Raw genomic sequence first — 20,036 nt, forward strand, 5'->3', positions numbered from 1 at the left:
TCAGGACGTGAGCACGCAGTCGTCGTACGCCACCGCGCCCGCCGTCGCCGTCGCATTCGTGGCGTAGACCTGCGGGATGATCCGCTCGCCCGAACGGACGGCCGTGCCGCTGACGTGGACCTGCGTCCAGACACCGGCAGGGAGATCGGCGATCGTCGTGACGGCAAGGTGGTTGTCGGAGGAGAAGTTCTGCGTGTACTCGAGGAGGCGAGCGATCACCGTGAGGCCCGAACCGCTCGGACGCACCCAGCACGAGAAGGTGTAGCTCTTCGCGGCGACGCTGTTCGTGATCGCGGTGTTCTGCGTCATCCCTGCGATCGCGGAGCGAGCAGAGGTCGATGTCACCTGCGCCGCCCACGACCCGGTGTGCACGGGTGAGGTGACCCGGGTGACCGCGCCCGTTCCGAAGATCGCCCAGCCGCCCATGCCCGACTCGAAGCCTGGATCCGGTAGCACGTTGGTCGCCGGCGGAGGCGCGACAGGGGGCCCAGCCGTCGGAGTGAGAGCGACGTACGCGGGCCTTCCGTAGCCCGCTGCGGTGATGGCCTGGACAATGTACTGATAGGGGTTCCCGTTCTTCAATCCGGAGACGGTGATCGGACTCGATGAGGCTGTCGTAGCGGCCGCGGTGTTCGTGTTCAGGACGCGATAACCGGTGATCGGAGCGCCGCCGTCGTCGGTCGGCGGAGAGAAGGTGAACGTCCCTCCGCCATTCGAGGGCGTGACCGTCACATTCACGGGTGGCGATGCGATGACGACCGGCTTGGCCGGAGTGCCGATCGTCACCGTGCGCGTGGCCGGCACGCCCACGTTTCCCGTGGAGTCGACCGGCCAGACGGACACCGTCCAGACCCCGGGCGTCAGCGCGGGCAGGTGAGCGGTCGTCCCGGTGCCGTCGGCGAGCGGGTATCCGCCGCCCGCGCTCGACTGCGCCGCCGTTCCCGGCGTGACGCGCGCAATCGTGTGGGTGACGTCGCCGGAGGTCGAGGCGGTCCAGGTGACGAGTCCACCCGGGACGGCGGCGACGTTCACTCCCGACGGTGAGGAGGGCGGTGTGGAGTCCGCCCGGTTCTGCCACTGCAGGGTGCCGGTGAGCGGACCGCCGCTGAGGCAGGATCCCGAGTAGTCGACATCCGCCATCGTCACAAGGCCACGGGCGTCTTGCGTGAAGGAGTGCACGGTGATGCTGCCGGGCATCCATTCGCAGACCTCGCCGCCCAGGTCGACCTGCAGCCCGTCGGCGACGACGGCCTGTCTGGCGATCGGGTCGGTACTGGTCGTGTGGACTCCAGGGCTCATCCCGCCTGCCGGTGCGGCCAGGGTCAGCTCAGCCGCGGTGTCGGATTGCGGCGTGACGGCGGTCCAGGTCCACACGTTCGCGGACTGCGACAGGAGGATGGCGTCGGGCCCGTCGGTGAAGCGGTTGGTGGTGCCCTTGTCCAGTGGATCCGTGCCGGAGAAACTGAAGGACGTCGTGCCGATCGCACCGACACCGCTCAGGGCGACGGCCTGCGGGCTCCCGCCGATCGGGATCGACATCGTCGCTGTCCGCGGACCCCCCGCCGTCGGCGAGAAGCCGACCGAGAACGAACAGGTGGCGCCCGCTGCCAGCGAGGTGCCGCACGTGCTCGCGGACGCGCTGAAATCGGCCTTCGCCTGACCAGTGAAGGTCGGGGCTCCGATCGACTCCGCTGCGCTTCCGAGGTTGTGGATCCACTCGACCTGATGGCCCGGACCGGTTCGGTAGCCGCGTGGGACCGCACCGAAGGCGAGGGTGTGCTCGCCGAGGTCGGTGGTCCCCGGCTGCGGTTCGCCGAGGCTCAGCTCGCCGACCCCCTGCAGGACGATGTCGAAGCGCGTGAGCTGACCGCTCGCGTTCCAGGCGAGGTCGGGGATGTCCAGTTCGCCGGTGAAGCCGGCGCCCTCGCCCCCGTAATCCGTGCTCACCGTCGGCACGTTCGGGTCGGACGGCTGCTCTGCGTAGACCACCTGGTAGTCGCCCATCTGAAGCGGTTTGTCCGTCGGCGGGACGATGTCGATTGCGATGCCCGCACCGGCGTTGCCCGCCATCGAGAGATGGATTCCCCGGCTCAGGTTCGCCCACGCGATGCGGGCTGCGCCGGCGTCGCCGAACTGGAACGTCGGCTGGAACCCGATCTGCATGGCGACGATCGGCTGAGGACCGGCCGCCGCGTCCGCCGGCGCGATCCCGATCAGGCCACCGCCCAGCAGACCCAGCGAGAGAACAGTCGATACCGCCGTGACCCTGCGTGCCCCCACGGGAACTCCTTTGCCCCGGACGGAGCAGGTTCTCCATCCCCCCGCAAAATATGCCCGGCGGGAGCGAACTTCAAGAGGAATATTGAGATAAATTCATTTTATTCACGGCCGCCACTGCCTCCCGCACCGCTTCGAGCGTCCGCGCCGCTTCGGCGGAGTCGGTGAGCCAGTTGCTGACCGAGAACCGCAGCACCGCCCTCCCGTGCCACTCCGACGGCGACGCGAGCGCGACGCCGCCCTGCCGCAGCGCCTCCCCCACCCGGCGGGTGCTCTCGTCGTCGCCGAACGTCGCGCAGACCTGCGTGTAGACCACGTCGTTGAGCACGCGCGCTCCCGGGATGGTCGACAGACCGTCCGCGATGGTCGTGGCCGCGTCGGCGAGGCCCTGGACGAGGTCGGCGACGCCCGCGCGGCCGAGTCGGGCCAGCGTCGCGTACACCGGGACGCCGCGCGCGCGGCGGCTGAGCTCCGGGACGCGATCGCTGGGGTCCGAGGCTCCCGCGTAGGCCGCGAGGTAGGCGGCGTGCTGCGCCAGCGAGGCGTGCAGGACCTCCGGATCGGCGACGATCGCGACGCCGCTGTCGTACGGGACGTTGAGCGTCTTGTGCGCGTCGGTGGCCCACGAGTCGGCGGCCGCCATCCCCTCGGTCAGGTGCCGCAGGCCGGGAACCGCGGCGGCCCACAGCCCGAACGCGCCGTCGATGTGGACCCAGGCGCCCGCCTCGTGCGCGACCTCGATCGCGTCGGCGAGGGGGTCGAACGCGCCCGAGTGGACGTTGCCGGCCTGCAGAGCGACGACCGCCGGGCCGTCGCCGTCGGCGAGCGCCTCCCGCAGCGCGTCCACACGCATCCGGCCCTCGTCGTCCGAGGCGACCTGGCGACCGGCGCCGAGACCGGCCAGCACAGCGGCGCCGTCGACGGAGGCGTGTCGCTCGGCTCCGACGAGGAACCGCACCCGCGGCCCTCCGCCCAGCCCGTCGGTGCGCGCGTCCCAGCCGGCGCGGCGCAGCGTCTCGTCGCGGCCGCAGACCAGGCCGACCAGGTTCGCGAGCGTCGCGCCCGTGACGAAGCCGACCTCCGCGCCGCTGGGGAGGTCGAGGAGGTCGAGCAGCCACTCGGCCGCCAGTTCCTCCGCGGCGACCACTCCGGGCGTGACCGACCGCAATGCGGAGTTCTGGTCCCAGGCCGCGACCAGCCAGTCTGCGCCGAGCGCGACCGGCTGCGCGCCGCCGATCACCCAGCCGTGGAAGCGCGGCGAGTGCATCCGCATCAGGCCCGGCTCGACGGCTGCCGCCAGGTGCGTCAGGACCTCCTCTGGCGCGGGTCCGCGCTCCCGCAGCCGCCGGCCCAGCGCGTCCTTGACCGTCTCCACATCCGCGCTCGGCTGGATCGCCCCGTCGCGCACGCCGTCCAACCATCGGCCCGCGAGCTCGGCGGCCTCGCCGAGCACCGGGCGGAACGCATCGTCCACACGCGCAGGGTAGCCCTCGGCGGGTGCCGTGGACAACGGAGGAGATCAGGGGCGACACGCCCGGCTGGAGCGGTCAGCGGAGGACATCGGGGCCGGGATTGCCCGGATCTCCTCCGGTGTTGGCGGGGTCACCAGGTGGGCGGGCGGCGGGTCTCCCAGTGGATGCGGCGTTCGAGCTGCGCCGCCAGCGACAGCAGCGTGCGCTCGCCGCCCGGCCGGCCGATGAGCTGCACGCCCATCGGGAGACCGTCGTCGGTCTGCGCCACCGGCAGCACGATCGCGGGCAGCCCGGTCACGTTCAGCATCGACGTGAACGGCGTGTAGAGCACCTGCTGCTCGAAGTTGCGCTCGCCGTCCTCCTGGTCGTACCAGCCGATCGGCCGCGGCGTGAGCGCGAGCGCCGGCGTCAGCACCGCGTCGAACGACGCGAGCTGGCGGAGGAAGGAACGCTCATACGCGGTCAGCGCGCTCAGCGCCTCGCTGAGCTCGCGGGCGAGGATGCTGCGGCCGCGCTGCACCAGCCACGCGGTGAGCGGTTCGAGCAGAGCGAGGGCGTCGCCCTCGGCCGGGATGCGCGCGGCGCCCGCCTGCCAGATCGTCCGGAACGCCGGAGCATACGTCGGGTCGGGCTCGAGCGCGGTCTCCTCGACGCCGTGTCCCATCGCCGCGAAACCCTCCACAGCCGCGTCGAGCGCCGCCCGCGCCTCCGGGGAGACCATGACGTCGTAGGCGTCGTCCCACGCGGAGGTCGTCATCACGCCGAGCTGGAACCGGCCCTCCCCGCGGATCGCCGTACCGAGGAACGGGCCGTCGTCGTCATAGGGTGCGCGCAGCGTGTAGTGGTGGTCGATGCGGCCGCCGACCTTCGCGATCATCCCGTCCAGCAGCAGCGCCGCGTCTGCTGTGGTGCGCGCCAGCGGGCCGTCGACGACGAGCCCGGCGAGCGAGTCGATGCCGCTCCCGGCGGGAACGAGGCCGCGCGACGGCTTCAGCCCGACCAGGCCGCAGGCGGCGGCCGGGATGCGGATCGAGCCGCCGCCGTCGGAGCCGGGCGCGAACGGCAGCATCCCGCTCGCCACCGCCACGGCCGCACCGCCGCTCGACCCGCCGGCGCCGAGGGACGGGTTCCAGGGGTTTCGGGCGGGGGGCGCGACGAGCGACTCGGTATACGAGGGGAGGCCGAACTCGGGCGCGTTGGTCTTGCCTAGGCTGACGGCGCCCGCAGCGTCCAGCGTCTCCACGATCTCGTCGGAGCGGTCGGGGACGAAACCCGCCATCACGCGCGAGCCGAAGCCTGCCGGGACGCCGGCGCGCAGCCAGAGGTCCTTGTCGCCCGAGGGCAGGCCCCACAGCGGCGCGGTCTTCGGCACCCTCTCCGCGACCTCGTCCGCCCGCTCCAGAGCGCGCTCGCGCGTGACGGTGACGAACGCGCCGAGCTGCGGGTTCAGCCGCTCGACGCGGTCGAGGTAGTGGGAGGCCAGCTCCCGCGGCGACACCCGCCCCGCCTGCAGTTCCTGCCACAACGCCAGCGCCGTCATCTCATGGAGTTCCACGGGTCCACGCTATGCCCTTGAACGACATCATCGAGGGCGTCTACCCGCCTGAGACCCAGGTGCCGTCCACCAACGAGTTCGCGGCCTTCTACCGGATCAACCCGGCCACGGTCGGCAGAGGCGTCAACCTCCTCGCCGACGAGGCGCTGGCGGCTGTACGGCGTGCTCGCCGTCATCGCGGCGCTGACACTGCTGATCGTCGGCGGGCCGCGCTCATCACCCTCACCGGAAGCTGGCCGGCGGTCGGCGCGTGGTTCGTCGCCAACGAGCCGGTCGGCGTGACGGCGTGGCTGCTGATCCCGACAGCACTGGCCGCGCTCGCGGGGTTCGCCGTGCTCAGGAGGGCGACGCCGCGCACCTGAGCCCGCCGCGCCGGGACGACCGGCGGACATGGACGTGGCCGGGAGCCTGCTCCCGGCCACGATTTGTGCCATCGGCCTCACTCGGCCGACCCGCCACGCGGGCCGTCCGACGATGTCGTCGACGTCAGACTAGGTCGCGGACGGTCGCCACGGACGCATCCGCAGCAGACTCATAGGAGGCTCAGGAGAGGTTCGCGATCATCTCGCGCGCGAGCTGCTCGAGCACGGCCGGCGATGCTCCACTGACCTGCAGCCAACTGTTCTTCACCTTCACGTCGAGGTACTGGAACGGCTCGCCAGGGCCACCCGGCAGATCCATCCGGAAGGTGGACAGATAGGCGTCGTCGCCGAGGCCGCTCACCGCCTGGACATCGCTCGTGCCGGACAGCGGCGTTCGCTTCAGCTCGTCGTAGTAGAGCGCGCCCCCGGGAAGCACGGCGGCGCTCACACTCCGGTTGCCCTGCTCTGCGACGAAGTCCGACCAGTAGGACCCGCTGAGCCGAGCGGACGCCAGCCGCGTCGTCGTGTACTCGCCGCCCTCGGATTTCGGCGACTGCACCGAGGCGACCCCCAGCGCGGCTGCGATGCGATCGAGTGGTAGGAAGCCGTCCGGCGAGGTGACCCCGCGCAGGCTCCCACCCGCCGGCTGCCACAGCGGCGCGGGGGCGCCCAGGCGACCGACCACCGCGGCCGCGTCGTCGAACGTCTTGCGGACGGCCGCCTCGTCCGGTGCGGCGGGAGCCAGCACCATCGCCGAGCCGATCACCTGGTAGTCGCCCACGATCTGGCCGAACTCGCAGAGCGTGCCGGTCGAGCCGGAATACGGCTGGCATCCGAAGTAGTGGTCACCGTCGACCGTCACTCCCGAGATGTTCGCGAAGACGCCGAAGCTGTCGTTCGCACCGAGGGTCGGGAGCACGCCGACGAACACGTCCGGGGCGAGCCAGCTCGAGCCCGAGGCGAGCTGCCCTCGGTACTCGCAGGTCAATGCACCGGCTCGCAAGTCACCGTACTCGACCGGATTGCGCGTGGAGGGCGCCCACCTTCGGAGCTGCAGGCCCGCGCCGGCGGCGGCCTCCGCCGATGCGGCCGGAAGCAGGGCATCGCACGTCGTCGCCACCCGCAGGGTCGGAGCGGATGCGACGGTCGCGGTCGGCGTCTGCGTCGCGGGCCGCCCGGTCGGGGTCGGAGCACCCGACGTGGGCGCGGAGCACCCCGCCAGCAGCGCGACCAGAATGAACGCGGCCATCGGCGCTCCAACGACAGCCTTCATCGATCCCCCGACCTTCATCGATCCCCTGACCTTCATCGATCCCCCAACCCGTCCAGTGCAGCATGCCGTCGTATTGGCGCTGCGCGATCGAATACTACGGTCGCCACCATGCCGGAGTCGTTATGCGCCGTCGCCGAGCTCTTGGAACACCGTCACCTGGAGGTCGGCCGGCGTCGCCAGGCGCGCGTTCAGCGAGTTCCACGGCGTCACCGTCGGCGGCGCGATCAGCTCGGCCCCGGCCTCCACGAGCCGGGAGGTGACCGTGCGCCCGTCGTCCACCTCGAAGGCCAGCCGGATGCGCGGGGCGACCGGGCGGCCGACCTCCACGTCGTCGATCATCGCCTTCTGCGCCGGGTTCGCGAGCTCCAGGGTCGCGCGGCCCGCGTCGAGGATGGCGACCCGGGCGCCACCGTCGCCCGCGTAGCTCGCCTGTTCGGGCAGCCCGAGCACGTCGCGGAAGAACGCGAGCGCCTCGTCGTAGTCGTCTGCCTCCACGACGATGCGGAGCTGCCGCACCGGTGCTGTGTCGTCCATCAGCCGACGAACGCCGCGAGCGCGTCGTCGATCGTGCGCGCGGGCGACACCCACGGGAACATCGCTCCTGGCCCGTCGGGGACGTAGTCGCCGTCGGCCGTGCGCACGACCGTGCCGAGCAGCCTTCCGCGGCCGGGCTCGGCGTCCTCGTCCAGGTAGGAGTGGTCGTAGACGGTGAACACGTCACCGTCCTCGTAGACGGACAGGTCTTCCAGCAACGGCATCTCAGAACCTCCTGGTGAACGGCATCGGTTTGCGCATCCGGATGAGCAGCAGCAGCGGCACCAGGACGTACGGCCCGTTGTAGAGCAGGAAGACGACCGGGTTCGGCGTGCGCTCCCCCACCGGCCCGAAGAACTCGACGCCGAAGATCGGGATGGCGGTCAGGCTGATGATCATGGTCGCGTAGATGACGCAGAAGAGTTGGATCCAGTTGAAGCCCTTGACCAGGCACACGATCAGCAGGATGTAGAACGGCAGGTAGACGAACGCGCTCGTGCCGGTGATGAACCGCAGCCACAGCGCCTCGTGCTGGTACAGCGGGTCGTACTGCGACGAGTACGTGTAGTTCCACTGCGCCAGGATGTTGGTCGTCGTCGCCGTCTGCGGGATGCCGAGCGTCGGGATGGCGTCGCTGATGACGCAGGTCAGGCTGAACAGCGAGAACATCACGACGAAGAAGATGTCGAACGGGCGCTTGCGGAGCGGGAGGTTCGCGGGCGTCGCCGGGGCGGCGGAGGCGACCTCACCGGGGTGCGGGGTGGCGGTGCTCACGGGTCACACCCTAGCGGCGCGGCCGGCCTCCTTGAAGGATTGGTCTACTTGAGCGATTTCTGCATCAGCACCGTGCCCAGCCAGCGCTCGAACTTGTACCCGACGCGGCCCATCCGGCCGATCTCGGTGAAGCCGAAGTTCTCGTGCATCTTGATCGAGGCCTCCGCGCCCTTGTCGGCGATGACCGCGATCATCTCCTTGAGGCCCGCGGCCTTGGAGCGGTCGATGAGCTCCTGCATGAGGACCGGGCCGAGGCCCTTGCCGGTGGAGGCCGCGCCCAGGTAGATCGAGTTCTCGACCGTGAAGCGGTACGCGCGCTTCTGCTTCCAGGGCGACACCAGCGCGTAGCCGAGGATCTGCCCGCTCGGCGACTCGGCCACGATGAACGGCATCCCGAGCTTGTGGAGGTAGGCGAACTTGTTCTTCCACTCCTTCAGCGTCATGGCGTCCTCGTCGAAGGTCACGGTGCTGTTGGCGACGTAGTGGTTGTAGATCTCGCGCACGTGGGGAAGGTCTTCGGGCCGCGCATCGCGGATGGCGTAGTCGAACGGCGCTTCGGTGGGCTCGGGCTTGCGCAGGTGGCGCGGCAGAACCCGGCGGCTCTCGTATTCCTCTTCCAGCACGGTAACAGGGTACGTCGTCGTGCGTTTCGGTCGCGTTACGGCTCGAGCGACCAGTCCACCGGCTGCTCCCCCGCCGCCTCCAGCAGCGCGTTCGCCCGCGAGAACGGCCGCGACCCGAAGAACCCGCGCGACGCCGACAGCGGGCTCGGGTGCGGCGACTCGATCACCGGGTTGCCGCCGAGCAGCGGCTTCAGCGTGGACGCGTCGCGACCCCACAGGATGCTCACGAACGGCCGGCCGCGCTCGACCAGGGCGCGGATCGCGTGCTCGGTCACAGGCTCCCAGCCCTTGCCGCGGTGGGAGGCCGGGGCGCCCGGCCGCACGGTGAGGACCCGGTTGAGCAGCATCACGCCGTTGCCGGCCCACGCGCTCAGGTCGCCGTGCGGCGGCGGCACCACGCCGAGGTCGTCGCGCAGCTCGCGGTAGATGTTCTGGAGGCTCCGCGGGATCGGGCGCACGTGGCGCTCGACCGCGAACGACAGACCGATCGGGTGGCCCGGCGTCGGGTACGGGTCCTGGCCGACGATGAGCACGCGCACGTCCGAGTACGGCGCGCGGAACGCCCGGAGCACGTTCTCGCCCGCCGGCAGGTACGGCCTCCCCGCCGCCACCTCGGCGCGCAGGAAGTCGCCCATCCCGGCGATGCGGTCGGCGACCGGGGCGAGCGCCTGCGCCCAGCCCGGGTCCACCGCGCCGTCGGCGGCGAGCTCCGCCAGGGTCTTGGCCACGATCACCCGGGATCAGTGCGTGGAGGCCGTCACCGGCGGCAGCGCCGACCACGGGAACGTGATCCACCGGTCGGTGCGGCGCCAGACGAAGTCGGGCTCCAGCACCGTGCGCGGCTTGGAGTACAGGCACACCGTGCGCACGTCGGCGCCGGACGCCGCGATCAGGTCGACGACCATGGCGAGGGTGCGGCCGGAGTCGGAGACGTCGTCCACGAGCAGCACGCGCTTGGCCTCCAGTGCGGAGGAGTCGAGCATCGGCGGCAGGACGACCGGCTCGGGCAGCCGGGTGTCGACGCCGGTGTAGAACTCGACGTTCAGCGCGCCGCAGGCCTTGATGCCGAGGGCGTAGGAGATGGCGCCGGCCAGCAGCAGGCCGCCGCGCGCGATGGCCACGACCATGTCGGGCTCGAAACCGGATTCGACCACCTCGCCGGCCAGGTGACGGGCGGCGTCGCCGAACTCGAGCCAGCCCAGGACCTCCCGTTCCGTCTCTTCGAGAACGTCTGCACCTGAATCGTCGGTTTCGCTGGCCACGCATCTACCGTACAAGGGCGCGGCAGGTGTTAGCATCCGCGCATGACTTCGGAGAAGACGGTCGCCCAGCGTCGGGCGTCCACCGCGATCGGCGCGACCGCCGCGCTGATCGGCTGGCTCGCACTGGTCGAGCTCACCAGCGGCATCCTGCAGGGCTACTACGTGCCGCTGATCTCCGACATCGTCAAGCACCTGGGCATCCACGACGCCGACTACAACTGGTTCGAGGCCGCCCAGCTCCTGCTCTCCGCGCTGGTCGTTCCGGTGCTCGCCAAGCTCGGCGACATGTTCGGGCACAAGCGGATCCTGCTGCTGGCGACCGTGCTCACCGCGCTGTCGAGCTGGGCGCTCGCGTTCTCGCACGACTTCACCACCTACCTGATCGCGTTCGCGCTGCAGGGCTTCTACGTGGTCTGGCTGCCGTTGGAGATCGCGCTGATCTTCGACCGCGGCCGCCGCACCGGCACCGCGGCGTCGCGCACCCGGCGCGCGGCCGGCCTGCTCGTGGTGGCGCTGGAGTTCGGCGCGATCGTCGGCGCGATCGGCGCCGGACTGCTGTTCGAGGCACTCGGCCAGAACGTGACGACCACGCTGATGGTCCCCGCCGCGGCGGTCACGCTCGTGTTCTTCGCGATCCTGTTCGGCGTCCCGGAGTCGGAGCCCGTGCGGGGACGCACGCTGGACGGCGTCGGCTTCGTGCTGCTCACGCTCGCGCTCCTCCTCATCACCTCGGGCCTGACCTTCCTGCGGATCGACGGCGTCGGCACCTGGTGGGTCTGGGCGCTCATCGTCCTCGGCGTGCTCGCGTTCATCCCGTTCGGCCGCTGGGAGCTGAGGCAGCCGGACCCGGCCATCGACCTGCGCGTGCTGCGGCAGCCGAACATGTGGCCGGTGCAGCTCACCGCAGGCCTCATCGGCATCAGCCTGCTCGGCGCGCAGGCCCCGCTCAGCACCTTCGCCGGCACCGATCCGGTGAACGGCTACGGCCTGGGGCTGAGCGCCGGCCAGCGCAGCATCCTGATCGGCGCGTACCTCATCTCGATGATCGTCGGCGCGGTGCTCTTCCCGGTGGTGTCGTCGTGGCTGAGCCCGCGCGTGACGCTCATTGCCGCATCCTTCCTGGTGGCGATCGGGTACCTGCTCTTCCTGCCGTTCCACCAGGAGACCTGGCAGGTGTTCGCCAACATGGCCATCGCGGGCATCGGCTCCGGAGCCCTCGTCGGCGCACTCCCCGCCGCCGCGGCCGCCGCAGCGCCGCGCGGGCAGACCGGCGTCGCCACCGCGATGACGAACACGACCAAGACGATCGGCGGCTCGTTCGCCTCGGCCGTCTTCGGGGTCGTGCTGCTCACCGGCGCCGCGACCGTCACGGCTACCGCGGCGAGCCTGTTCGGTTACATGCTGGTCTGGACCATCTGCGGGCTCGGCGCGCTGGTGGCCGCTGTGCTGCTGTTCTTCGTGCCTCGCCTGGCCTTCGCCGACGCAGAGGCGACGATCGTCTGACAGGACTCGATCAAGGGGGAATCATGGACGCTCAACTACCGCCGCAGGTCGGCGAGGCACTCACCCGGTTCCTCCTCGAGCAGCGCCGCCGCGCACCCGGCCTGGTCAGCCGCGCGGTCGTCACCGGATCGGCGGCGACCGGCGACTGGTACGACGGCGTCAGCGACATCGACGTGGTGTTCGTCGTCACGCGCGACCCGGTCGACGACCTCCCGGCGCTCGCGAGCCTGCACGCCGAGTCGTCGCCGCACATCGACGGCGTCTACCTCACCGAGTCGGAGATCGCCCGCGGCCCGGACCGGGTGGAGACGGCGCCGCAGGTGGTGGAGGGCGTGCTGGTGACCGCCCTCGCCGGCGGCAGCCTGAGCTGGGCGACCTGGCGCGAGCTGGAGGACGGCGTGCAGGGCATCGCGGACGGCGGGGACGTGATCTGGACCCCCACCGCGGACCGGCACCCGGACACCGCGGCGCACCTCGCGACCCGCGCCCGCACCGACCTCATCGACTTCTGGGTGCCCGTCGGCGACAGCGCGGAGGCCGAGCTCGCCGACCGTGAGCCCGGCGACCCGGTGCGCCCGGAGACCGTCCGCTGGCTTGCCCTCAGCCCGATCCGCCTGGTGGAGACGATGGAGTCCGGCCGCATCGTCTCCAAGACCGACGCCGCCCGGGCGGCCGCTGCCCGCTGGCCGGAGCACGCCGAGCTGCTCGACCGCGCCGTGCGCGACCGTGCGGGCGAGCGGCAGACCTTCGTCACCGCCGACGCGCGGGAGGCCATCGCCCTCCTCCGCCAGTGCGTGGAGCTCGCCCGCCACCGACCCGATCCACCGAACAACGAAACGTGAGTCGTTGCGGATTCCAGGTCACTGATTTCCGCAACGACTCACGTTTCGATGGATGGGTTGGGGGGGGTTAGACTCGGGCGGCCTCCACGACGGCGCGCGCCGCGGCGAGACCGGCCGACAGGTCGGCCTTCAGGTCGTCGATGTTCTCGAGGCCCACCGAGAGGCGCACCAGGCCCGGCGTGACGCCCGCGGTGAGCTGCTGCTCCGGGGTGAGCTGGGAGTGCGTGGTCGAGGCCGGGTGGATGACCAGGCTGCGCACGTCGCCGATGTTGGCCAGGTGGCTGAACAGCTTCAGGTTGTCGACGAGGGCCGCGCCCGCGTCCACGCCGCCCTTGAGCTCGAAGGACAGCACCGCGCCGACGCCCTTCGGGGCGTACCGGTTGGCGGCGGAGTACCAGGGGCTGGTCGGCAGGCCGGAGTAGTTCACCGAGGCGACGTCGGGGTGGGCCTCCAGGAACTCCGCGATCTCCTGCGCGTTCTGGGTGTGCCGCTCGACGCGCAGCGAGAGGGTCTCGATGCCCTGGATGAGCTGCCAGGCGCTGGCCGGCGCGATCGCCGCGCCGAGGTCGCGGAGGAGCTGGACGCGGGCCTTAATGATGTAGGCCAGGCCGTCGCCGACCGCAGCCGTGTAGACGGCGCCGTGGTACGACGGGTCCGGCTGGGTCAGGCCGGGGAACTTCTCGGCGTGGGTCGACCACTCGAATGTGCCGCCGTCCACGACGACGCCGCCGATGACCGTGCCGTGGCCGCCGAGGAACTTGGTGGCCGAGTGCACGATGATGTCGGCGCCGTGCTCGAACGGGCGGATCAGGTACGGGGTCGCGATCGTGTTGTCCACGATCAGCGGGACGCCGGACTCGTGCGCCACCTCGGCCACGAGCTCGATGTCGAGGATGTTGATCTTCGGGTTGCCGATGGTCTCGGCGAAGAACAGCTTGGTGTTCGGGCGGACGGCGCGGCGCCACTCCTCGGCGTCGTCCTGGTTCTCCACGAACGTGGTCTCGATGCCGAGCTTCGCGAGCGTGTACTTGAACAGGTTGTAGGTGCCGCCGTAGATCGAGCTGGAGGACACGATGTGGTCGCCGGCCTGGGCGATGTTCAGCACCGCGAAGGTCTCCGCCGCCTGCCCCGAGGCGACGAGGAGGGCGCCGGTGCCCCCTTCGAGCGCGGCGACCCGCTCCTCGACGACCGCCTGGGTCGGGTTCTGGATGCGGGTGTAGATGTTGCCGAACTCGGCGAGCGCGAACAGGTTCTTGGCGTGCTCGGCGTTGTTGAAGACGTAGGAGGTCGTCTGATAGATCGGGGTCGCACGCGCGTTGGTCACCGGGTCCGGCGCGGCGCCGCTGTGGATCTGCTTGGTCTCGAACTGCCAGTCGGCGGCGTCGGTCATGGCTTGAGCTCCTTGTTCGGGTGATGGCCTGCGGGTGCGTAACACCTTCGGGTGGTCGCTCACACGCTAGACTCGCGGCCGCGCACGGGCAACGTGCCCGAAACATGCCGTAACCCGTGAGAATAGGCAGCATGAGCAGCAGACGTGTGGTCGTGACGGGAGCGAGTTCGGGGATCGGGGCGGCGACGGTCCGCCTGTTCCGGCAGCGGGGCTGGGAGGTCGTCGGCGTCGCCCGCCGGCAGGAGCGCCTGGACGAGCTCGCTGCGGAGACCGGCGCCGACGTCTTCGCCGCCGACCTGACCCGCCAGGAGGACGTGGACGCGCTGCGCGACCACCTCGCCGCGACCGGCCCCGTCCACGCCCTGGTGAACAACGCGGGCGGCGCCAAGGGCCTCGACTCGGTGGAGGCCTCCAGCGTCGACGACTGGGTCTGGATGTACGAGATCAACGTCATCGGCACCAAGCGCGTGATCAGCGCGCTGCTGCCGCTCCTGCGCGACGGCGCGCGGGAGACCGGCCACGCCGACATCCTCAACCTGACCTCCATCGCCGGCCTCACCGCCTACGTGGGCGGCGGCGGGTACAACGCGGCGAAGTTCGCCGAGCACGCCCTCACCGAGGTGCTGCGCCTGGAGCTGAACGGCGAGCCCATCCGCGTCGTCGAGGTGGCCCCCGGCATGGTCGCCACCGAGGAGTTCTCGCTGGTCCGCTTCGACGGCGACCAGGCCCGCCGCGACGCGGTCTACGAGGACGTGCCGGAGCCGCTGACCGCCGAGGACGTCGCCGAGACGATCGTGCATGCCCTCGAGCTGCCGCGGCACGTGGACCTCGACCTGATCGTGGTGAAGCCGGTCGCACAGGCGGCCCCGCACCGCTTCGCCAAGGGCGAGCTCAGGGTCACGGACTGACCGGACGGCGACGATGGCGGACGACGCGAAGCGCAGGCGCTATGAGGCGGCCACGGTGTGGCCGGGCGTCGTCGCGAGCGTCGCGTTCCTCGTCGCCTACTCGTGGACGGTCCTCGATCCCGGCATGGGGCGACTGCTGTACGCCGCCCTCATCTGGCTGCTCGCGCTGATCTGGGTGGCGTTCCTGGTCGACTACGTCGTGCGCTTCCGCCTCGCGGAGGACAAGCGCCGGTTCGTGCGTCGCAACGTGGTCGACCTGCTGTCGGTGCTGATCCCGGTCGCCCGTCCGTTCCGGCTGATCAGCGATCTGTTCCGGATCCCGAGCCTCCGCGGCGACAGCGGGAGCCACCTGCGCCGGCGCATCCTCATCATCGCCGGCACGTTCGTGGTGATGTTCATCTACGTCATCTCGCTCGCCGTGTACCAGGTCGAGCGCTACGCCCCCGGATCGAACATCCGCTCGTTCGGCGACTCGCTCTGGTGGGCGTGCGTGACGATGGCGACCGTCGGCTACGGCGACTACTACCCGGTCACCGTGACGGGCCGCCTCCTCGCCATCGTGCTGATGATCGGCGGCATCGCGATCGTCGGCACGGCGAGCGCCACCATCGTCAACCTCCTGAGCGAGCAGACCCAGCAGGCCAGGGAACGCCGGGCGCGGGAGCACGACACGGCGGACGGGCCCCGGGCGGTCGAGGACACCGGCCCGCGCGACGGCGAGGAAGGCTGAGCGCCGCGTAACACTGCGCCGCGCGCTCCCGCGCTCCAGGAGAATGGGGCAATGGAGTGGCAGACCTCGGCGGACACGGCACCCTCGAGCTTCATCACGGAGGCTCAGGCGCGGTCGCTGCTCGGCAAGCCCGCGGCGAGTGGGGCGTGGAAGGAGTCCGACCCGGCCGGGGCGCGCTCCTTCGCCGGGATCGGCGCGTTCGCGTTCGAGAGCGGCGAGAGCCTCCCGTTCGTCCGGGTCGCCTACGAGACCTGGGGCGAGCTGTCCGAGGCGCGTGACAACGCGGTGCTCGTGCTGCACGCGCTCACCGGCGACAGCCACGCCGTGGGCGCGTCCGGCCCCGGACATCCCACCGCCGGCTGGTGGCAGGGCATCATCGGCCCGGGCAAGGCGATCGACACCGACCGCTGGTTCGTTGTCGCGCCGAACATGCTGGGCGGCTGCCAGGGCACCACCGGCCCCGCCTCGATCGCGCCGGACGGCGCCGAGTGGGGGCCGCGGTTCCCGTTCACGACCATCCGCGACCAGGTGAACGCGCAGGCCGCTTTCTCCGACGCGATCGGCGTGGACCGCTGGGCCGCCGTCGTCGGCGGCTCGATGGGCGGCATGCAGGCGCTGGAGTGGGCCGTCGCGTACCCGGAGCGCGTCGAGCGGCTCGCGGTCATCGCCGCGCCCCCGTTCTCCACCGCCGACCAGATCGCGCTCAACTCGGTGCAGATCGAGGCGGTGCGCACCGACCCGCTGTTCCACGGCGGCTACTACTACGACGAGAAGGACGGCGAGGGCCCGCACCGCGGCCTCGCGCTCGCCCGCCGGATGGCGCTGCTCAACTACCGCAGCCCGTCCGAGCTGAACGGGCGGTTCGAGCGCGCCTGGCAGAGCGAGATCAGCCCGCTCGGCGGCGGCGGCCGGTTCGCAGTGGAGTCCTACCTGGACTTCCACGGCAACAAGTTCACCCGGCGTTTCGACGCCAACAGCTACCTGACCCTGGTCGAGGCGATGAACTCGCACGACGTCGGCCGCGGCCGCGGCGGCCTGGCGTCCGCGCTCGCGCGGGTGACGGCGCGCACCCTGGTGGTCGGCATCGACAGCGACCGGCTGTTCCCGCTGGAGGGTCAGGAGCTGATCGCCTCCCACCTCCCGGAGACGATCGACGGTAGGCTGCCGGTGGTGATCCGCTCCGACTTCGGTCACGACGGATTCCTGATCGAGGACGACGCGGTCAGCGAACAGCTCCGGAGGCTGTTCGCGGCGTAGAGGGGAACGGAGGGGCATGTCGCGCATCCAGAAGGAGCGTGATCGGCTGCTCGCCACCACCGCCCGCACCGTCGGCCTCACCGCCACGGCGACGACGCTGCTCACCCTGAGCGTCCCCGGCACGATCCCGCTGCCGCTGTACTTCGCGTCGCTCGTCCTGCTGGCCTGCATGGGCGTCGCCCAGTTCCAGCTCGTCGCGCTCGGCCGGCTCACGGTCTGGATGTGCGTGACCGTGGTCGCCGGGCTCGGGCTGATGCTCCTGCACCTGCTCCCGCGGACCGAGCTCGGTCCGTCCGCGGTGACCACCATCGGCGTCGTCGCGGCGGTCGGCATCGCGAGCGTCGCGGTGATCGCGCCGACCTCCCGCACCCGCATGGTGCTGGGGATCGTGGCCGGGGCGGCGACCATCGCCGCGACGGTGCTCACGCTGTGGGGCACCGGATTTCTGCTGATCGAGGTCCTGATCTTCATCGCGGCCGGCTGGGTCGCCCTGACGGCGACCGGCGTCTGGCTGTCGCGCACCGTGCCGCGCGCCCTCAAGCGCATCTCGACCATGAGCCGCGCCTACCGCGTCGAGCGCCAGGCGAGCGAGACGGAGGCGCGCCGCCGCCAGGGCGCCCGCCTGCTGCACGACACGGTGCTCGCCACGCTCACCCTGCTGGCACACTCGGGCGTCGGCGTCGGCGTCGGCGCGCTGCGCGAGCAGGCCGCGGAGGACGCGGCGCTGCTCCGCCAGCTCCGGCTCGGCTTCACCCCCGACCCGTCGCGCTCGGGCGACTACCGGCTGAAGCCCGTCGAGGAGTCGACGCTCGGCAACACGCTGGAGTCGGTCAAGCAGCGCTTCCGCCGGATGGGCCTCGAGGTCAACTGGCACGGCCAGGGCCAGGTCCTGCTGCCGAGCGACGTGCTCGACTCGTTCCTGCTCGCCCTCGGCGAGTGCCTGGAGAACGTGCGCAGGCACTCCGGGGTCAACGAGGCGCACGTGACCATCACCGACGACGAGACCACGGTGCGTGCGATGGTCACCGACGCGGGCAAGGGCTTCGACGTCGCGAGCATCGAGGAGGGCAGGCTCGGCTTCACCGAGTCGATCGTCGCCCGGCTGCGCGACGTCGGGGGCAACGCCCGGCTGTTCTCCTCGCCGGGCAGCGGGACCACGGTCGTGCTGGAGGTGCCGAAGTGAGCCGGAACGATCGCACCATCCCGATCTCTCGCGGGATCCTGGGCGGACGCGTGACCGGCCGGCGGTCGCCGAAATCGGGGACCCCCGGCACGGCCGCCCTGGAGAGCGCCGCCCTCCCCCGCGGGCGGCAGGAGCGCGACGCCCTCGGGCGCGCCCGGCTCGACCTCGGGTTCAACGTCGCCTCGATCGCGCTCATCGCCTTCCTCTTCGCGATCATGGTGATGACCGCCCCGTACTACCCGGCGCTCCCGTACAGCCTCGGTGCGTGGGGCGTGCTGATCGTCACCCTGGTGACCGCGCTCGTGCTCCGCTTCCGGTTGCCTGACCGGCTTCCCGACGGGTTGTTCGTCGCCGCCCTGGCGCTCTGGGCCGTCGTCGTGGCGCTCGACATCCTGGGCACGGCGTCGACGACGGGCTGGTACCCGCTCACCGCGGCGGCCGCCGTCGGGCCCGCGCTGCTGCTGTGCGTGCCGGTGCGGCCGGCGCGCGACATCCTCCTCGCGACGGCGGTGCTCGGGGTGGCGCTCGCGGTCGTGCTGCTCTGGCGGTCGGTCGGCGACATCCAGATGCTCGGGCCCGGCATCGCGACCGTGGCGATCGCCGTCGCCCCCGCCGTGGTCGGCGTCGAGATCGTCCGCGCGCTCAGCACCCTCGTCCAGCTCGAACTGGACCTCGTGCAGGTGCAGAGCACGGTGTCCTCGCCCGGCTACGCGGTCGGGATGATGGCCTCGGAGGAGCTCGCCCGGCTCGACCTCGCGGCCGAGCGGCTGCTCGACGGCGTCGCCACCGGCCGCACCGCCCTCCCGCTCGACGAGGCCACGGCCGACCAGGCGGCCAGCATCGCCACCGAGCTGCGCCTGCACCTCATCCAGGGCCGCAAGGAGACCTGGCTGTACCACGCGGTCACGGAGTCCGCGCTGCTCGGCCCGACGGTGACGCTCACCGACCCGGACGGCCTCGCGGCCGGCCTCACCCGCGACCAGCGCGACGGTCTCCTCACCGCGGTCTGGCTGCTCATCAGCGACCCGGTGCGCTCCGGCGCCGGCCAGGCACGAAGCCTCACGCTCGACATCGAGCGGGCTGCCGGGCCGCAGGTCGCCGCCGGATCGGCCGTGGCGACCGGTGCCACAATGAAGATCGTGATCACGACCACCGGTGTGCCGCGAAACGGGGTCGACCCCGCGGCGTGGCAAGCTATCCGTAAGGTGGGACGCCACACCGAGTCGTTCAGCGACTCGGCTCTGCGAATCGAGATCACCACCGTGAGCGACACGACGGCCGAGCTGACCTGACCAGCCGGCCACACCAGGAGGACCGGTCCACCGGTAGAAAGGGCTGCTCATGAGCGAGACTCCCCCCATCAGGATCGCCATCGTCGACGATCACAAGATGCTGCTCGGCGCACTCACCGAGTGGATCCGCGGCGCCGCGGACGACATCCGCATGGTGGCGGCGGTCGCGAGCTGGCCGGAGCTGCTGACGCACCCCGAGTTCCCGGTGGACGTCGTGCTGCTCGACCTCGACCTCAAGGACAACATCCCGATCTCGCTGAAGCTGTCGACGCTGAAGACGACGGGCGTGCGCACGGTGCTGATGAGCACGTACTCCGAGCCGGCCGTCGTGCGCGAGGCGCTGGCCGCCGGCGCGCTCGGCTACCTCGTGAAGAGCGAGGACGCCGAGATGATCGTGGAGGCCATCCGCGCCGCCAGCAAGGGCGAGTCGTTCATCTCCGCCGAGCTCGACCTCGCGCTCAACGCGGGCGAGCTGGGCGGCGCCCCCAAGCTGAGCGCGCAGGAGCGCCGCGTGATGGCGCTGTACGGCGCGGGCGAGCCGGTCAAGGCCGTGGCCTTCCAGCTCGGCATCTCGGACGAGACCGCGAAGAGCTACCTCAAGCGCATCCGCGAGAAGTACCGGGTGGCCGGCTACGACGTGGGCACCAAGGTCGCCCTGCGCAAGCGCGCCATCCAGGACGGCATCCTCCTCCAGAACGACTGACCCGCGCGTCATCCACCTGGCAGGACACGCCGTCTCGCGCGCCGTCCTCACGGCATGTCCTGCCAGTTCGTTCGTCTGAAGCAGTCGAAACGATTC

The 20,036-nt window shown here is 71.2% G+C and carries 20 protein-coding genes; 9 read left to right on the plus strand and 11 right to left on the minus strand.

Translation table 11 applies throughout. The features are described from left to right. The 3 genes from ABIA36_RS02565 to ABIA36_RS02575 form a co-directional block, all read right to left on the minus strand. Complete coding sequence (locus tag ABIA36_RS02565; protein WP_369960705.1) at positions 1 to 2,280, minus strand: choice-of-anchor D domain-containing protein; 2,280 nt, start codon at positions 2,278 to 2,280, stop codon at positions 1 to 3. 70 nt (positions 2,281 to 2,350) lie between these two features. After that, positions 2,351 to 3,751, minus strand: a complete 1,401-nt coding sequence (locus ABIA36_RS02570; RefSeq protein WP_369960706.1) for an aspartate aminotransferase family protein — start codon at positions 3,749 to 3,751, stop codon at positions 2,351 to 2,353. Between the two features lie 128 nt (positions 3,752 to 3,879). Continuing rightward, positions 3,880 to 5,289, minus strand: coding sequence for an amidase (locus ABIA36_RS02575; protein WP_369962062.1), 1,410 nt, complete (start codon positions 5,287 to 5,289; stop codon positions 3,880 to 3,882). A gap of 32 nt (positions 5,290 to 5,321) precedes the next feature. Here ABIA36_RS02575 and ABIA36_RS02580 point away from each other — a divergent pair, with 32 nt between their 5' ends. Then, a complete protein-coding gene (locus tag ABIA36_RS02580) occupies positions 5,322 to 5,666 on the plus strand; it encodes a hypothetical protein (protein ID WP_369960707.1) in 345 nt (114 codons plus the stop codon). 181 nt (positions 5,667 to 5,847) lie between these two features. Here ABIA36_RS02580 and ABIA36_RS02585 read toward each other — a convergent pair whose 3' ends face one another. The 7 genes from ABIA36_RS02585 to ABIA36_RS02615 all read right to left on the minus strand — a co-directional run bounded on the left by ABIA36_RS02585 (position 5,848) and on the right by ABIA36_RS02615 (position 10,132). After that, a complete protein-coding gene (locus tag ABIA36_RS02585; RefSeq protein WP_369960708.1) occupies positions 5,848 to 6,915 on the minus strand; it encodes a hypothetical protein in 1,068 nt (355 codons plus the stop codon). Positions 6,916 to 7,059: 144 nt separating this feature from the next. Then, entirely contained in the window at positions 7,060 to 7,473 is a 414-nt protein-coding gene (locus ABIA36_RS02590) for a VOC family protein (RefSeq protein ID WP_369960709.1), read from the minus strand. Continuing rightward, positions 7,473 to 7,697 carry a hypothetical protein gene (locus ABIA36_RS02595; RefSeq protein ID WP_369960710.1) on the minus strand — a complete coding sequence of 75 codons (225 nt, stop codon included), beginning with the start codon at positions 7,695 to 7,697 and terminating at the stop codon, positions 7,473 to 7,475. The genes ABIA36_RS02590 and ABIA36_RS02595 overlap by 1 nt, the downstream gene beginning before the upstream one ends. 1 nt (position 7,698) lies before the next feature. Next, a complete protein-coding gene (locus ABIA36_RS02600; protein WP_369960711.1) occupies positions 7,699 to 8,247 on the minus strand; it encodes a DUF2781 domain-containing protein in 549 nt (182 codons plus the stop codon). Positions 8,248 to 8,291: 44 nt separating this feature from the next. Next, positions 8,292 to 8,870: an N-acetyltransferase family protein gene (locus ABIA36_RS02605; protein ID WP_369960712.1), complete on the minus strand. Its 579-nt coding sequence runs from the start codon at positions 8,868 to 8,870 to the stop codon at positions 8,292 to 8,294. A 35-nt stretch (positions 8,871 to 8,905) separates the two neighbouring features. Next, the gene (locus tag ABIA36_RS02610) at positions 8,906 to 9,598 is read right to left on the minus strand and encodes a uracil-DNA glycosylase (RefSeq protein WP_369960713.1); all 693 of its coding nucleotides are present in this window, start codon (positions 9,596 to 9,598) and stop codon (positions 8,906 to 8,908) included. Positions 9,599 to 9,610: 12 nt separating this feature from the next. Next, the gene (locus ABIA36_RS02615; protein WP_369960714.1) at positions 9,611 to 10,132 is read right to left on the minus strand and encodes a phosphoribosyltransferase; all 522 of its coding nucleotides are present in this window, start codon (positions 10,130 to 10,132) and stop codon (positions 9,611 to 9,613) included. A 42-nt stretch (positions 10,133 to 10,174) separates the two neighbouring features. Between ABIA36_RS02615 and ABIA36_RS02620 the strand changes: the two genes are divergently transcribed. Continuing rightward, positions 10,175 to 11,635: an MFS transporter gene (locus tag ABIA36_RS02620; protein WP_369960715.1), complete on the plus strand. Its 1,461-nt coding sequence runs from the start codon at positions 10,175 to 10,177 to the stop codon at positions 11,633 to 11,635. Between the two features lie 23 nt (positions 11,636 to 11,658). Continuing rightward, the gene (locus ABIA36_RS02625; protein WP_369960716.1) at positions 11,659 to 12,477 is read left to right on the plus strand and encodes a nucleotidyltransferase domain-containing protein; all 819 of its coding nucleotides are present in this window, start codon (positions 11,659 to 11,661) and stop codon (positions 12,475 to 12,477) included. A gap of 67 nt (positions 12,478 to 12,544) precedes the next feature. Here the strand turns inward: ABIA36_RS02625 and ABIA36_RS02630 are convergent, their stop codons facing one another. Next, positions 12,545 to 13,867 carry a bifunctional o-acetylhomoserine/o-acetylserine sulfhydrylase gene (locus tag ABIA36_RS02630; RefSeq protein WP_369960717.1) on the minus strand — a complete coding sequence of 441 codons (1,323 nt, stop codon included), beginning with the start codon at positions 13,865 to 13,867 and terminating at the stop codon, positions 12,545 to 12,547. 131 nt (positions 13,868 to 13,998) lie between these two features. Here ABIA36_RS02630 and ABIA36_RS02635 point away from each other — a divergent pair, with 131 nt between their 5' ends. From ABIA36_RS02635 to ABIA36_RS02660, 6 genes are read left to right on the plus strand one after another with little or no spacing between them, the layout of a single operon-like run. Beyond that, positions 13,999 to 14,775: an SDR family oxidoreductase gene (locus tag ABIA36_RS02635; protein ID WP_369960718.1), complete on the plus strand. Its 777-nt coding sequence runs from the start codon at positions 13,999 to 14,001 to the stop codon at positions 14,773 to 14,775. A gap of 13 nt (positions 14,776 to 14,788) precedes the next feature. Further along, positions 14,789 to 15,505: a potassium channel family protein gene (locus ABIA36_RS02640; protein WP_369960719.1), complete on the plus strand. Its 717-nt coding sequence runs from the start codon at positions 14,789 to 14,791 to the stop codon at positions 15,503 to 15,505. A gap of 51 nt (positions 15,506 to 15,556) precedes the next feature. Continuing rightward, entirely contained in the window at positions 15,557 to 16,762 is a 1,206-nt protein-coding gene (locus ABIA36_RS02645) for a homoserine O-acetyltransferase (protein WP_369960720.1), read from the plus strand. 16 nt (positions 16,763 to 16,778) lie between these two features. Continuing rightward, entirely contained in the window at positions 16,779 to 17,945 is a 1,167-nt protein-coding gene (locus ABIA36_RS02650) for a sensor histidine kinase (RefSeq protein WP_369960721.1), read from the plus strand. Further along, the gene (locus tag ABIA36_RS02655; protein ID WP_369960722.1) at positions 17,942 to 19,237 is read left to right on the plus strand and encodes a hypothetical protein; all 1,296 of its coding nucleotides are present in this window, start codon (positions 17,942 to 17,944) and stop codon (positions 19,235 to 19,237) included. The genes ABIA36_RS02650 and ABIA36_RS02655 overlap by 4 nt, the downstream gene beginning before the upstream one ends. Positions 19,238 to 19,286: 49 nt before the next feature. Beyond that, entirely contained in the window at positions 19,287 to 19,940 is a 654-nt protein-coding gene (locus ABIA36_RS02660; RefSeq protein ID WP_179607489.1) for a response regulator transcription factor, read from the plus strand. Positions 19,941 to 20,036 lie beyond the last annotated feature (96 nt).

Origin of the sequence: Leifsonia sp. EB34 (genome assembly GCF_041260585.1) — a bacterium.
Taxonomy (GTDB): domain Bacteria; phylum Actinomycetota; class Actinomycetes; order Actinomycetales; family Microbacteriaceae; genus Leifsonia.